Origin of the sequence: Streptomyces chrestomyceticus JCM 4735, assembly GCF_003865135.1 — a bacterium.
GTDB classification, from domain to species: domain Bacteria; phylum Actinomycetota; class Actinomycetes; order Streptomycetales; family Streptomycetaceae; genus Streptomyces; species Streptomyces chrestomyceticus.
Map to the genome: position 1 here is coordinate 6,792,088 of NZ_BHZC01000001.1, position 12,116 is coordinate 6,804,203.

General features: G+C 75.1%; 13 protein-coding genes. 2 read left to right on the forward strand and 11 right to left on the reverse strand.

From position 1 onward, the window contains the following. Positions 1 to 267: 267 nt before the first annotated feature. The 8 genes from EJG53_RS29750 to EJG53_RS29785 all read right to left on the reverse strand — a co-directional run bounded on the left by EJG53_RS29750 (position 268) and on the right by EJG53_RS29785 (position 8,195). Positions 268 to 795 (reverse strand): GNAT family N-acetyltransferase, encoded by a 528-nt coding sequence (locus EJG53_RS29750; protein ID WP_125047466.1) that lies wholly within the window; start codon positions 793 to 795, stop codon positions 268 to 270. 43 nt (positions 796 to 838) lie between these two features. Continuing rightward, on the reverse strand, positions 839 to 1,555 hold the full coding sequence (locus tag EJG53_RS29755; RefSeq protein WP_125047467.1) for a TetR/AcrR family transcriptional regulator: 717 nt from the start codon (positions 1,553 to 1,555) through the stop codon (positions 839 to 841). Positions 1,556 to 1,639: 84 nt separating this feature from the next. After that, complete coding sequence (locus EJG53_RS29760; RefSeq protein WP_125047468.1) at positions 1,640 to 2,734, reverse strand: PDR/VanB family oxidoreductase; 1,095 nt, start codon at positions 2,732 to 2,734, stop codon at positions 1,640 to 1,642. Between the two features lies 1 nt (position 2,735). After that, entirely contained in the window at positions 2,736 to 3,674 is a 939-nt protein-coding gene (locus tag EJG53_RS29765) for a metal-dependent hydrolase (protein ID WP_125047469.1), read from the reverse strand. 110 nt (positions 3,675 to 3,784) lie between these two features. After that, positions 3,785 to 5,767, reverse strand: a complete 1,983-nt coding sequence (locus EJG53_RS29770) for a hypothetical protein (protein WP_125047470.1) — start codon at positions 5,765 to 5,767, stop codon at positions 3,785 to 3,787. 115 nt (positions 5,768 to 5,882) lie between these two features. Continuing rightward, positions 5,883 to 6,128 (reverse strand): DUF397 domain-containing protein, encoded by a 246-nt coding sequence (locus tag EJG53_RS29775; protein WP_031004234.1) that lies wholly within the window; start codon positions 6,126 to 6,128, stop codon positions 5,883 to 5,885. 124 nt (positions 6,129 to 6,252) lie between these two features. Then, the gene (locus tag EJG53_RS29780; protein ID WP_125047471.1) at positions 6,253 to 6,900 is read right to left on the reverse strand and encodes a LuxR C-terminal-related transcriptional regulator; all 648 of its coding nucleotides are present in this window, start codon (positions 6,898 to 6,900) and stop codon (positions 6,253 to 6,255) included. Continuing rightward, on the reverse strand, positions 6,864 to 8,195 hold the full coding sequence (locus EJG53_RS29785; RefSeq protein ID WP_125047472.1) for a sensor histidine kinase: 1,332 nt from the start codon (positions 8,193 to 8,195) through the stop codon (positions 6,864 to 6,866). Before EJG53_RS29785 ends, EJG53_RS29780 begins: the two co-directional genes overlap by 37 nt. A gap of 238 nt (positions 8,196 to 8,433) precedes the next feature. Between EJG53_RS29785 and EJG53_RS29790 the strand changes: the two genes are divergently transcribed. Together EJG53_RS29790 and EJG53_RS29795 are read left to right on the forward strand one after the other, a co-directional pair. Next, the gene (locus tag EJG53_RS29790; RefSeq protein ID WP_125047473.1) at positions 8,434 to 9,267 is read left to right on the forward strand and encodes a GNAT family N-acetyltransferase; all 834 of its coding nucleotides are present in this window, start codon (positions 8,434 to 8,436) and stop codon (positions 9,265 to 9,267) included. Beyond that, the gene (locus EJG53_RS29795) at positions 9,264 to 10,133 is read left to right on the forward strand and encodes a lysophospholipid acyltransferase family protein (protein WP_174856475.1); all 870 of its coding nucleotides are present in this window, start codon (positions 9,264 to 9,266) and stop codon (positions 10,131 to 10,133) included. The genes EJG53_RS29790 and EJG53_RS29795 overlap by 4 nt, the downstream gene beginning before the upstream one ends. On the opposite strand, the gene EJG53_RS29800 is transcribed toward EJG53_RS29795, so the two are convergent. From EJG53_RS29800 to EJG53_RS29810, 3 genes are all read right to left on the reverse strand, one after another. Beyond that, positions 10,109 to 10,732 carry a winged helix-turn-helix domain-containing protein gene (locus EJG53_RS29800; RefSeq protein ID WP_125047474.1) on the reverse strand — a complete coding sequence of 208 codons (624 nt, stop codon included), beginning with the start codon at positions 10,730 to 10,732 and terminating at the stop codon, positions 10,109 to 10,111. The two genes, EJG53_RS29795 and EJG53_RS29800, sit on opposite strands and share 25 nt — an antisense overlap. Positions 10,733 to 10,976: 244 nt before the next feature. Further along, a complete protein-coding gene (locus EJG53_RS29805; RefSeq protein ID WP_244955400.1) occupies positions 10,977 to 11,726 on the reverse strand; it encodes a rhomboid-like protein in 750 nt (249 codons plus the stop codon). Positions 11,727 to 11,844: 118 nt separating this feature from the next. Then, on the reverse strand, positions 11,845 to 12,108 hold the full coding sequence (locus EJG53_RS29810) for a carboxypeptidase-like regulatory domain-containing protein (RefSeq protein ID WP_125047475.1): 264 nt from the start codon (positions 12,106 to 12,108) through the stop codon (positions 11,845 to 11,847). Positions 12,109 to 12,116: the final 8 nt, after the last annotated feature.

Consider the following 12,116-nt stretch of genomic DNA (forward strand, 5'->3'; position numbering starts at 1 on the left):
GACGGCCCATCCCGCCAGTGGCGGTTCCGGGGCCTGTTTCCCCCGTGGATCGTCCCCCATGGTTCCCCCATCCGTCCGCCGGAGCGGACTCCATGGGCCCCCGTGATCCCGTGCCCTCAGGCCCCGGTGACACCACTGTGCGCCGTCCGGGAATTGTCCGAAAGCCCTGACGGCGCCGGACAAAGGGCCGTACAACCCGTCCCGGTTGCGCGCCGGACCGGCGCGCGCCGGTGAAGTGCGCCGGGTGTGCGCCCCCTGCGCCCGCGCCTACGCCCCTGGTCCGAGCACCCGCTTCTCCAGCAGCGTGACGGTGTACCTGCTCCCGTCCGAGCCCTCCTTGGCCCGCTGCTCGCCGACGACCCGGTAGCCCGCGCTCTCGTAGTACGGCCGCAGCCGCGGATTGCCCGACTTGCAGTCCAGGCGGCTCAACGGACGGCCCGCCTCGGCGATCCGCCGCTCGGCACGGGCCAGCATCGCGCGGCCGGTACCCGCCGGCGCCCGGTCGCGGTCGACCATCAGCCGGTGCAGATACCCCGCGACGGGCGGCTGCGGCCCCCAGGCGGGCAGATCCTCCCACCACAGCTCCCAGGCGCCGGCGACTTCCCCGCCCACCTCGGCGAACCACACCTCGTCCTGCTTGATCCGCAGCCGGAAGTGCTCCGCGTCCCGCTCGCCCGGCGTCCACTGGTCGATGCCCCGGCCCTGCATCCAGCGGGCGGCGCCGTCGTAGAGCGCGACGAGGGCGGCCACGTCGGCGTCGGTGTCCGCGGCGAGGCGGAAGGTGATCATCTCCATGCGCGGATTGTGCCGCAGCGACGCCGGAACGGGCCCCTCCGTCTCAGGACGGCTGCGGCGCCAGCGCCATCAGCCGGGTCAGCAGATCGCCGAACGGCCCGTCGGACGGCTCGTCGGCCAGCACCCGCCCCAGGATCGCGGCCGTCTCCGCGTCGTACGCGGCGCTCACCGCCGCCAGCGCCGCGAAGTCGTGCACCAGTTGCCGTTCCAGTTCGCCGCGCGGGATGGCACGGCTGTCGAGCCAGATCAGCGCGGTGGTCTCGGCGAGCGAGATCCAGGAGCGGACCACCAGTTCCATGCGCGGAGCGGGCTCCTCCACTCCCAGGTGGGAGAGGATCTGCTCGTACGCGGCCTGCCGCACCCCGTCGATCATCGCGCTCGTCCGGCCGGACCCGACACCCTCCATCGCGCCGATGGACGGGCCGCCGCGCATCAGCGCGGAGAAGCCGGGACCGTGCTCGTCGACAAAGTCGAAGAACCGTTCCATCACGCGGAGCAGCCGGGCACCGAGCGGCCCCTCGTGCGGCTCCACGAACCGGGCGGCCAGCTCGTCGGCCGCCCGGCGCAGTGCCGCCTCGTACAGACTCTGCTTGCCCGGGAAGTAGTGGTAGACCAGCGGCCGCGAGATGCCCGCCGCCTCGGCGATCTCGTCGATCGAGACCTCCTCCGGCGCCCGGTGGCTGAACAGGCCGAGCGCCACGGCGATCAACTGCTCACGTCGTTCCTCGACACCCATCCTGCGCCGCGCCCCGTTGGTCATGCGCACACCCTAACGACCGGGGACGCGCCGCGGAATCGAGCGACCGGGGACCGGACCTCGGGGTACCGGCCCGGCGGACGGACGTCACAGATCGAGCACCAGACGCTCCCCCCGCGCCCGCGAGACGCAGATCAGCATCGAGTCGTCCCGCTCGGCGTCGGTCAGCAGTTCGTCGCGGTGATCGACCTCGCCGGAGAGCACCCGCTGCTGGCAGGTGCCGCAGAAGCCCTGCTCGCAGGAGTACGGGAGGTTCGGCAGGGCCTGTTCGCGGATGGCGCGCAGGGCGCTGCCGTCCGCCGGGACGGTGACCGTGCGGCCGGTGCGCCGCAGCTCCACCTCGAACTCCGCGTCCTCGCCCGGCGCCGTCGCCGCGGCCGGCGCGAAGCGCTCGGTGTACAGGGTCAGTCCGCGCGCCCCCTGCGGCAACAGCCCGGCCACGGCGTCCATCAGCGGATCGGGGCCGCAGCAGTAGACGGCGGCGTGCGGCGGGGCGTCGGCGAGCGCGCCCGCCAGGTCGGGCAGACCGTCCTCGTCCTCGGCGACCACCGTCACCCGGTCCGACGCGGCGCCCGCCAGCTTCTCGATCTCCGTCAGGAACGGCATCGACGCGCGCGTCCGCCCGCCGTACACCAGCCGCCACGGCACGCCCTCGGACTCGGCCTGCCGCAGCATCGGCAGGATCGGCGTGATGCCGATGCCGCCCGCGATGAACAGGTAGGCGTGGCACTCCTCCAGCCGGAAGCGGTTGCGCGGCCCGCGCACCTCGACGGTGGTGCCCTCGTGCAGTTGCTCGTGCACCTCGCGCGACCCGCCCCGGCCGTCCTCGATCAGCCGTGCCGCGATGGTGTACGAGCCGGTGTCGGCGGGGCTGCCGCACAGCGAGTACTGGCGTACGGCCCCCGAGGGCAGCACCACGTCGAGGTGGGCGCCGGGCTCCCAGCCCGGCAGGCCGTCGCCCTCCAGGCGCAGCCGTACGACGCCTTCGGCCTCCTCCGCGCGCTCCACGACCAGCAGGTGCAGGGGGCCGGAACGGTCCCGGCCCTGGCCGGAGACGGGCTGTTCCAGCGCGGGCATCGGCCACAGCGGCGACCGGCCGATGCGCCGGCGCAGGGCCCGCTGGACGACCAGCGCGGCTCCGGCGGCGACCAGGACCGTACGTATCCGGGGGAGGGACGGCATCTCAGGCGGCTCCTGTCGGGTGCGGTGCAGGGTGCTGTGACGGGTGGGCCTCGGCGGCGGTCGCGGCGGGGGAGCCGGCCAGGTAGGCGGCGGCCTGCTCGGTGCTGCCGTACCGCGAGGGGTGGTAGGTGCGGCTGAGGTACTGGGGGATGGAGCGGGCCATGGCGCCGGGGGCGGGCAGTACGCCCTGCCGTCCCGCGCGGAAGAACTCCCGGAAGCTGGCCTTGCCGTCCGGCAGCGAAGGGTCGTTCTCCATGAAGAAGCGGGTGCCGCGCTGCCAGAGGAAGACGAGCGCGGAGAAGGCGGTGGCCCAGGTCCGCACCCGCCGCCGGTATCCGCCGTCCACGTGCATGAACAGGTCGAAGGCGACCGAACGGTGCTCGACCTCCTCGGCGCCGTGCCAGCGCAGCAGGTCCAGCATCGTCGGATCGGCGCCCCTGGCGTCCAGCGCCTCCGCGTTGAGCACCCAGTCCCCGAGGAAGGCCGTGTAGTGCTCGATCGCGGCGATGATCGCGACGCGCTCCATCAGCCACCACCGGCTCGCCCGGCCCGGCGGAAGGGTGCGGTCGCCGAGCAGCTTCTCGAAGAGCCAGTCGACCTGGGCGGTGTACGGGGTCGGGTCCAGCCCGAGCCGCTTGAGGTGCGGCAGCACGTCGTCGTGCGCCTGGGAGTGCATCGCCTCCTGGCCGATGAACCCGATCACGTCCTCGCGCAGCCGCGCGTCCCGGATCTGCGGCAACACCTGCTTGTAGACGTGCACGAACCAGCGCTCGCCGGCGGGCAGCAGCAGGTGCAGCACGTTGATCGTGTGGGTGCTGTCCGGGTCGCCGGGTATCCAGTGCAGGGGAGTGTCCGCCCAGTCGAAGGCGACGTTGCGGGCCTTCAGCGGGGTGTGCTCGGACGCGACCGGCCGGGGCCGCAACGAGGCCGTATTAGACATGGCGTCAATGTACTGGCGGGTAAGGCATCGGCAACAGGCCCCGGGCGGGGATTTTCCCCTGCGCCGCCTGGTGCCCCGGGGCTTCGGGCATGCGAGGTTCTCCTCCGGGGTCAGCGCAGCCCCGTCACCCGCCCGCCGCTCCGCAGCCGTCCCGACAGCTCCGCCCGGGCGCCCGCCGTGGCCGGCACGGCCAGTTGCGAGCCCGCCGCGCGGCCGGTGATCCCGCCGCTCGCGCCGACCTCCGTGAGCTGTCCGCTGCCCGCGGCCACCAGCCACCACTGTCCGCCGGACGCCTTCCACAGCACCCCGGCCAGCGCCCACGGCTCACGCGGGCCGCATCCCGGGCCGCCTTCGGACCGCGCCACCACCGTGCCCGCCGCGTACCGCTGCCCGCCCGGCGTCTGGACCTGCGCGAAGGTACGGCTGCCCGCGCCCCGCCAGGTCTCGGCGCGGGTGCACACCCACGTCGCGGTCCCGCCCCCGGCGGGCAACTGCTGCTGTGCGAACGCCCAGGAATTGACCGTACGGACGCCCTGGCCGCGCAGCCCGCCGAGGTGGCACGCCGTGCGCGCCCAGGCCGTACGCGCCTGCGGCCCGTCCGGTGTGCCGGGCCGGTCCGGAGGGCCGGACGTCAGCCGGGCCGGGAGCAGTTCGCCGAGGTCGGTGTAGAGACCGCCGTCCAGCCGCAGGGCCTGCCAGGCCGTGCAGGTGGTGGCCCGCGCGGGCGTCGGTACGGGGCCGGTCGTGCCGTCCTCGCCGAGGGGCAGGGGGCGGGCCGCGCCGGTGGGGTCCAGCAGGTCGGCCAGCTCGGCGTGCTCGGTCCAGGGGGCGGCCAGATAGCGGACGTTGCTGTCCGCGCGGCTGAGGACCAGGGCCGTGAGGGAGGTGTCGTCCGCGCCGTCCGTACGGGCGAAGTCCAGCGCCGCGACGCCCGGACCGTCGGGGCCGTCCGCCGGTTCCGCGTAGCGCACCACGCGCAGCCCGTCGTACAGCAGCACCACCGCGGCACGGTCCGCCACACCCGCGTAGAGGAGCTGTGGCGGACCGGCCGCGGGGCCCTGTGCGGTGCCCGGGGTGGCCGAGACCTGCACGTCCGGGCCGGGCCTGGCCCACACGGCCAGCGCGCGCCGCAGCAGCGCCCGGTCGTGCGTACGGTCTCCCCGGGCGGGCCACGCCGACAGGTCCCGCCGCGTCGCGTTCCGCCATGTGCCGGCGGCGGCCCGCGTCACCTGGGCGGGGTCCAGGGCGGCCTGCGCTGCCGCGTTCTCGGCGTACGGGGGAGCCGCGGCGCCATCGGGGCCCCGCCCGCCGCCCGGCAGGGCCAGCAGCGCACCGCACACCAGCACCGCCGCCCCCGTCAGCGCCGCGCGCGCGTGCCTGCGGCGCCGCAGGAGGTCGGTGGGCCGGGCCTGGAGGGAGCAGGGGTCGAACTCGGCGGATTCCAGCAGCGCACGGTCCCGGCCGCCCGCCGCCGGTGCCGCACCGGCCGCCGCGGCGAGCGCGCGCGGCACATCCTCGGCCCCGGCTGCTTCCAGTACCGCCCGTACGTCCGCCTCACCCAGCCCCTCCAGCGCGCGCAGCACATACGCCGCGCGGGCCGGTGCGGGCAGCGCCGACAGCGCGCGGTACAGGGTGAGTTCGTCCATGCCGCCGGAACGGGGGAACAGCCGCAGGCCCCAGACCTGCGGCAGCAGCGGCGGCATCGGGGGTACGGGCACCTCGCGGCGCAGCAAGGGCAGACGTACCCGGGGGTGTTCGGCCGCCAGGGCCGCGCGCAGCACTCGCAGCCGCACCAGCGCGTACCCGGGGTCGGTGATCGGGCGGCCGGGACGGCGCTGGGACGGCAGGGCGGGCAACTGCGCGGGCGTGTCCTTGCGCGGCAGCGCGCGCTGGACGACCGAATGCGCCGTCAGGACCCGCCTGTTGCGCCCCAGCGTCGGCGGCAGGACCAGGTAGGCCAGGCGCGTCAGCCGCGGATAGTGCTCGACCAGGGCCGCCTCGGCCTGGTCGACACCGACGAAGGCGGCCGGGGCGCCACCGGCGCCGGTGCGCGGGCCGTCCGGACGGGCTGCTGTTGCCTGCTGCTGCTCCACCTTCGGTGAAACGAGTGAATCGTGGGATGGTCACCACGCCCGGCGCGCGCCCTCCCGGACGAGGCGCGCGCCCGTTCGCGCCGGTACGGGCCCGGCCCGGCCCGCCGCGGGCCCGCTACTGCGGGGGCTGCGCGCGGTCGAGGTCGAACTCCCCGTCCCGGGCGCCCAGGACGAACGCCCGCCACTCCGCCTCCGTGTACCGCAGCACCACGTCCGGCTCCTTGGAATTGCGCATGGCCACCGCGCCCTGCTCCAGGAAGGCGATCTCCACCGCCTCCTCGGACTCGCCGGGGGCGCGCTGCCAGGTGGCGTCGGAGATGTCGAGGGCGTAGAGCCACTCCTTGTCTGCTGCGGCACTCATGCGGTGAACTCCTCGCTCGCGGTCCGTACGGGTCTGCGTACGGATCGTCAGCGTACGCGGTGGCCGGATGAGCTTCCAGCGGTCCTCGGAGGTGTGCTACAGGAGCCGGATGGGGCGGGTGGGTTCAGCCGCGGTCCAGGTAGGCCAGCACCGCCAGGACCCGGCGGTTGTCGTCGTCGGACGGCGGCAGCGCCAGCTTCCCGAAGATGTTGGAGGTGTGCTTGGCGACGGCCCGTTCGGTGACGACCAGCTTGGCCGCGATGGCCGTGTTGGAGCGCCCCTCGGCCATCAGCTCCAGCACCTCGGTCTCCCGGGGCGTCAGCCGGGCCAGCGGCCGGTCCTGCGACCGCCGGGACAGCAACTGGGAGATCACCTGCGGGTCCATGGCCGTACCGCCGGCGGCCACCCGCCGTACCGCGTCGATGAACTGCTCGGCGTCGAAGACCCGGTCCTTGAGCAGATAGCCGACGCCGCCGGTGCCGTCGGCCAGCAGCTCGCGCGCGTACAACTGCTCCACGTGCTGGGAGAGGACGAGCACCGGCAGGCCGGGCCGGGCGCGACGGGCGGCCAGCGCGCACTGCAGGCCCTCGTCGGTGAGGGAGGGCGGCAGCCGGACGTCGACGACCGCGACGTCCGGCTGCTCCTCGGCCAGTGCCCGCGTCAGGTCGGGTCCGTTGTCGACGGCGGCGGCGATCTCGAAGCCGAACGCCTCCAGCATCCGTATCAGACCGTCTCTCAGGAGGAAGAGGTCTTCGGCGAGCACAACGCGCACGGGATCTCCAGCGTCACCAGGGTGGGGCCGCCCGCCGGACTGCTGACGGCCAAGATGCCGTCGAATGTACCGAGTCGGCGTTCGAGTCCGCGCAGGCCGGAGTGGGTACCGCCCTGGGCGGGCAGCTCCGTGGCGGTCCGGCCGGGCCCGCCCGCCCCGGCGCCGCCCTCCGGCGGCAGGACCACGCCGCCCCGGCCGTCGTCGCCGACGGTGACCCGCAGCCGCCCGTCGGCGTACTCCAGGTCCACCCACGCCCGCTCCGCGTCCGCGTGCTTGGCGGTGTTGGTGAGCAGCTCGCTGACCGAGAAGTACGCGGCCGACTCCACCGGCGCCTCCAGGCGGCCCGGGAGCCGCCCGGTCACCTCCACCGGCAGCGGCATCCGCAGGGCCAGGGCCCGTACGGCGTCGTCCAGCCCGCGCTCCGCGAGGACCGGCGGGTGGATGCCGCGTACCAGGTCGCGCAGTTCGGTCAGTGCCTGCGCCGAGGAGGTACGGGCGCGGGCGACCAGCTCCTTGGCCTGGGCCGGATCCCGCTCGATCAGCGCCTCGATCGTGCCCAGGTCCATGCCCATAGCGACCAGCCGGGCCTGCGCGCCGTCGTGCAGGTCGCGTTCGATCCGGCGCAGCTCTGCCGCCGAGGCGTCCACCGCGTCGTGCCGGGTCTCGGTGAGCCGTTCCACGCGGGCCGCCAGCTCGGCCTTGGGCGGCGTGAGGAACACCGCGGCGAGCCGGAAGTGCAGGGCCGGCAGCTTCGGGCTGAAGAAGGCGGCGGCGAGCGCCGCCGCGCCCAGTACCGGCATGAGGGCCACCTGCGTCGCGTCCGAGGCGGACAGGAAGCCGTACGTGAAGCTGTCGGGCCGTACGCCGTTCCAGAGCACCGCCGGGGCGACGAACCCCTCGACGCCGAATGCGATCAGCAGGGCCGGCAGCAGCGCCGTGAAGAACCCCGCCGTCATGTCCACCGGCAGCCACATCATTTCCCGCCAGGTGGTCGGGTCGGTCAGCACGTGCTGGCAGCGCTGCACCACACCGGGCAGGCCGGGCTGCCGGGCGGGCGGCGGCCGGTAGCCGGACGGCACGCGAATCCCCGCCCAGTCCTGCGCCCACACGCGCCGCTGGTCGGCGAAGCGGCGGGTCAGTTGCACGACGAGCGGAGTGGTCAGCCAGCCGACGCCGAGCAGCAGCAGGACGAGCGAGATGAGGGTGAGGGAGAAGAGCAGGGTCGAGCCCGCCAGCGATACGGCGGCGAGCCCGAGCCCGCGTGCTCCGGCAACCAGTGTTCGGCGGACCCTCATCCGTACGCTCCCTGCGCTTCACGCGCCCGGACGTCGGGCGCGGGAACAGTCTGCCGGGTGGAGAAGACCAGGTCACTGGGTGCCACCCCCTGGCGGGGGTGTACCTGGCACCACCAGGGCCGGGCGGAGCCGCGGCCCGTCCCTCCGCACCCTCCGTGTCCGTGTCCGCGACTTCTCCTCCCGCATCCGTGACCCTGCCGGCCTCACCACGTCTCGACTTCCCCGGACGGAGAGCCCCATGAGCGTCCCCGCGACCGTGTCCGCCGCCACGCCGACCACCCCGCCGATCCCCACCCCGGCCGCCCCGCCCGCCGCGTACGTGACCTCGATCGCCGGCACACCGGACCAGATACGCGCCGCCCAGCGCCTGCGCCACCAGGTCTTCGGCGAGGAGCTGGGCGCCACCCTGCACTCGCCCCTGGCGGGCCATGACATCGACCCCGTCGACGACCTCGCGGACCACCTGATCGTCACCGAGACCGCGACCGGCGACGTGGTCGGCACCTACCGGCTCGTGCCGCCCGGACGCGGCGACCGCCTCTACTCCGACGGCGAGTTCGACCTGACGGCGCTGGCCGCGCTGCGCCCCTCGCTCATCGAGGCCGGACGCTCCTGCGTCCACCCCGACCACCGCGGCGGCGCTGTCATCAACCTGATGTGGGCCGCGCTGGCCCGCTACACCCTGCTCTCCGGGCACCGCTACCTGGCGGGCTGCGCCTCCGTACCGCTGGGGGACGGCGGCGCGGCGGCGGCCGCCACGTGGGAGCTGGGCCGCACCCGGTACGCCGCGCCGCCCGGACTGCGCGTCACCCCGCACCGCCCGTGGCGGCCCGCCGGGCCGGGCCCGGACGCGCGGCCGGACCTGTCGCTGCTCCCGCCGCTGCTCCGGGGGTACCTGCGGATCGGCGCGTGGGTGTGCGGAGCGCCCGCGCACGACCCGGAGTTCGACGTCGCCGACTTCTTCGTGGTGCTGGACATGGAGCGCCTGAACGAGCGGTACCGGCGCTTCTTCCTGGGCGATCATTCGGGTGGGCCGTCCGGCTCGTCCGGGCCGTCCGGGAGCCGGGCGTGAGTACCTGGGACGTACGGTCCGAGTGCACCACGGGCTGTGCCGCGCACGCCGTGCCGCGCGTTCCGTTCACGGAGACGGCCCGGCGCTGTGCCGCCTTCGCGCACGCCGCCGGCCGTGCGCTGCGTGACGGTGAACGGATGGCCGAACCGGCGCGGCTGCGGGCCCACGCGCGTGCGGTGCTCGGCTCGATCGGGGTACGGCTCGTCGTGGAGACGGCGGGGGAGACGGCGGCGGGCCTCTCGGTCCCCGCCGTGTCCCCTCCTCGCGGCACCCTCGTCGTCGCCAACCACATCTCCTGGCTGGACATCCCCGCCCTCCTCGCCGTCGAGCCGGTGACCCTGCTCGCCAAGCGCGAGGTCGGCGACTGGCCGCTGGTCGGCACCCTGGCCCGCCGCGCCGGAACCCGTTTCATCGACCGCGACAGCCCTCGGCAACTGCCCGCGACGGTGGCCGCCCTGGCCGGAATGCTGTGCTCCGGACGGTCGGTGGCCGCGTTCCCGCAGGCCACCACCTGGTGTTCGGTGGGGTACGGCGCCTTCCGGCGGGCCACCTTCCAGGCGGCGCTGGACGCGGGCGCCCCCGTACGGCCGGTGACCATCGCGTACGAGCAGCACGGGCTGGCCAGCACGGTCGCGGGCTTCCTCGGCGACGAGGAATTCCTGTCCTCCGTGCGGCGGGTGATCGGCGCACGCGGCCTGACGGTCCGCGTCACCGTGCACCCGCCGCTGCTCCCGCACTCGGGCGCGCACGACCGGCGCGCACTGGCGGAGCTGGCCCGCGCGGCCGTCAACGGCACCGTCAGGTCACCGGCCCGGGGGCATGAGGAGCGCGTGAGCGCCGGTCAGGCGCTCGGTACGTACTTGTAGCCGACGCGCCGTACGGTCACGATCGACGAGCGCAGGCCCGCGCCCAACTTGCGGCGCAGCCGGGCGACATGCACATCGACCGTACGGCCGTCGCCGACGTGCCCGTACCCCCACACCGTGGTCACCAACTGGTCGCGGGTGTGCACCCGGTGCGGGTGCGCCACGAGGTGGGCGAGCAGTTCGAACTCCAGGTACGTCAGGTCCAGGGCCCGGCCGTGCACGTGCACGGTCCGCTGCTCGGGGTCGATGCGGACGTTGGCGTCGCCGGTCGTGGCGGGCGTGGCGCCGGCCGTGGCCGGGTCCCCGGCCGTCACGGGCGGCGCGGCGGCTGCCGCGGCCGGCACCTGTTCCGCCGGGACGAGCACGAGGTAGCCGACCATCGCCGGCTGCCCCGGGAGCGCCGGGAGGCTGTGCTGCGGCGCGGGGAGCCAGGTCGCGCCCGAGGTGAGCAGCTCGGCGACCGGCGGCAGCTCGTCGGGCGCCACGGCGCGCAGGCGCTGTCGCTGCCGGCCGGGCACGGTGGGGACGGGGGAGGCGGCGGCCGTCGCGGAGGTGGAGGCGGCGGCGGAAGTGGCAGGCAGGGTACGGACGTTCGTCATGATCGTCAGCTCTTTCGCGCAGAGGGGCGTCGGGGGACGTCGTGCGCGCGGGCAGGGCTGGAGACGCGCTGGAAGGCGTCTGGGAGGCGTGTGCGGGCCCGCGCTCAGTGCGCGCGGCAACACAGACGGTCGAAGTGATGTCCCTGCCGGGACGGCCAGAAGGGCTCAAGGTCGCTGCGACCCGTCGCGGTGTCGGTAAGGCTGGCCATGACCCCATTCAATCAGACAGCCGCTGATCTGTCCTTCACGTGGCCTGCGGACCGGCGCGAAACGGACGGCGGCGCGGGGCGGCTGTACGTCGGCGGAGCAGGGCGGGCGTACGGCGGTTGCGCGGCCCGGCCGTACTGCGGCTGCGCGGGGCGGTGCTGGACGGAAGGCGCAGAGGAACGGCCGCCCGGTGGCGGATCTTGAACGCGGCGCCCGCGCCCATGCCCAGCAGCAGCGCCGCCAGATGCCCCGCGTCCGTGAAGTCCCGCCGCCGGTTCAGCACCGGGCCGACGCCCAGCGCCAGCACCCCCGCCGTGGCTGCCGCCCGCGCGCCCCGGTGCGGTACGGAGACGGCGAGCGCGCCCACCGTGGCGTAGAAGCCGTAACTCGCGCCCACGTCCACCGCCCGCTCGGTGTCGGGCGTGACCGCCTTGTGGGACAGCGCCCTGGCGGCCCGCAGCCCGCCGTACACGAGCAGGCTCGCGCCGATGTGCCCGGCGGCGAACATCCCGGCGGCGCGCCGGGTGCCCCACGCCGCCTCGGCCGTGCCGAGCGCCGCGAGCAGCGCGAGTCCGTACGGGACGGGCAGCGGGCTCTCCACGAACACGGCGCTGGTGGCCAGCGTCCGCCAGCGGCCCGCCCGCAGGTTGTCGACGTTGGTGGAGTGCGCGCGCAGCAGCTCGGCGCGCTCCTGCGCGGGCAGCCGCGCGGTGGCGTACGCGCCGAGCTGGACGACGCCGACGTACAGCGGGGTGAGCCAGGGAGCGTAGGCGGAGGGCGCTTTCATGCCCTCCATCATCCCTGGCCACGGGCCGTACCGGCCCCCGGGCCTGGTCCAGCCGGCGGCCGTCCGGTGTCCGGCCCGTGGACCGGCCGGTGCCGCCTGCCGCTGCCGCGGCCCTGGTTCAGGCGAGGCGGATCTCGACCGGGCCCGCCGACCCGCCCCGCACCGTGACCGCGGTCCCGGCGACCTGGGACACGCCGCCCCGCTCCGACCGGCACTCGACGGTGTAGCCGCCGTCGGTGCCGGCGGCGAGGGTGAAGCGCCCCTCGTCGTCCGTGAGCGCGGCCACGTCCGGGAAGGACCCGGGCCCCGCGGCGAGGTACACCCGGGCGTCCGGGACGGGCCGGCCGTCCGCGTCCACCACGACTCCGGAGATCACCGCCATACCGGGCC

What these genes read in the sequence shown, in the direction of transcription:
- EJG53_RS29750 (WP_125047466.1), bottom strand. Translation starts at nt 795, where the DNA reads ATGGAGATGATCACCTTCCGCCTCGCCGCGGACACCGACGCCGACGTG.
- EJG53_RS29755 (WP_125047467.1), bottom strand. Translation starts at nt 1,555, where the DNA reads ATGACCAACGGGGCGCGGCGCAGGATGGGTGTCGAGGAACGACGTGAG.
- EJG53_RS29760 (WP_125047468.1), bottom strand. Translation starts at nt 2,734, where the DNA reads ATGCCGTCCCTCCCCCGGATACGTACGGTCCTGGTCGCCGCCGGAGCC.
- EJG53_RS29765 (WP_125047469.1), bottom strand. Translation starts at nt 3,674, where the DNA reads ATGTCTAATACGGCCTCGTTGCGGCCCCGGCCGGTCGCGTCCGAGCAC.
- EJG53_RS29775 (WP_031004234.1), bottom strand. Translation starts at nt 6,128, where the DNA reads ATGAGTGCCGCAGCAGACAAGGAGTGGCTCTACGCCCTCGACATCTCC.
- EJG53_RS29785 (WP_125047472.1), bottom strand. Translation starts at nt 8,195, where the DNA reads ATGAGGGTCCGCCGAACACTGGTTGCCGGAGCACGCGGGCTCGGGCTC.
- EJG53_RS29790 (WP_125047473.1), top strand. Translation starts at nt 8,434, where the DNA reads ATGAGCGTCCCCGCGACCGTGTCCGCCGCCACGCCGACCACCCCGCCG.
- EJG53_RS29800 (WP_125047474.1), bottom strand. Translation starts at nt 10,732, where the DNA reads ATGACGAACGTCCGTACCCTGCCTGCCACTTCCGCCGCCGCCTCCACC.
- EJG53_RS29805 (WP_244955400.1), bottom strand. Translation starts at nt 11,726, where the DNA reads ATGAAAGCGCCCTCCGCCTACGCTCCCTGGCTCACCCCGCTGTACGTC.
- EJG53_RS29810 (WP_125047475.1), bottom strand. Translation starts at nt 12,108, where the DNA reads ATGGCGGTGATCTCCGGAGTCGTGGTGGACGCGGACGGCCGGCCCGTC.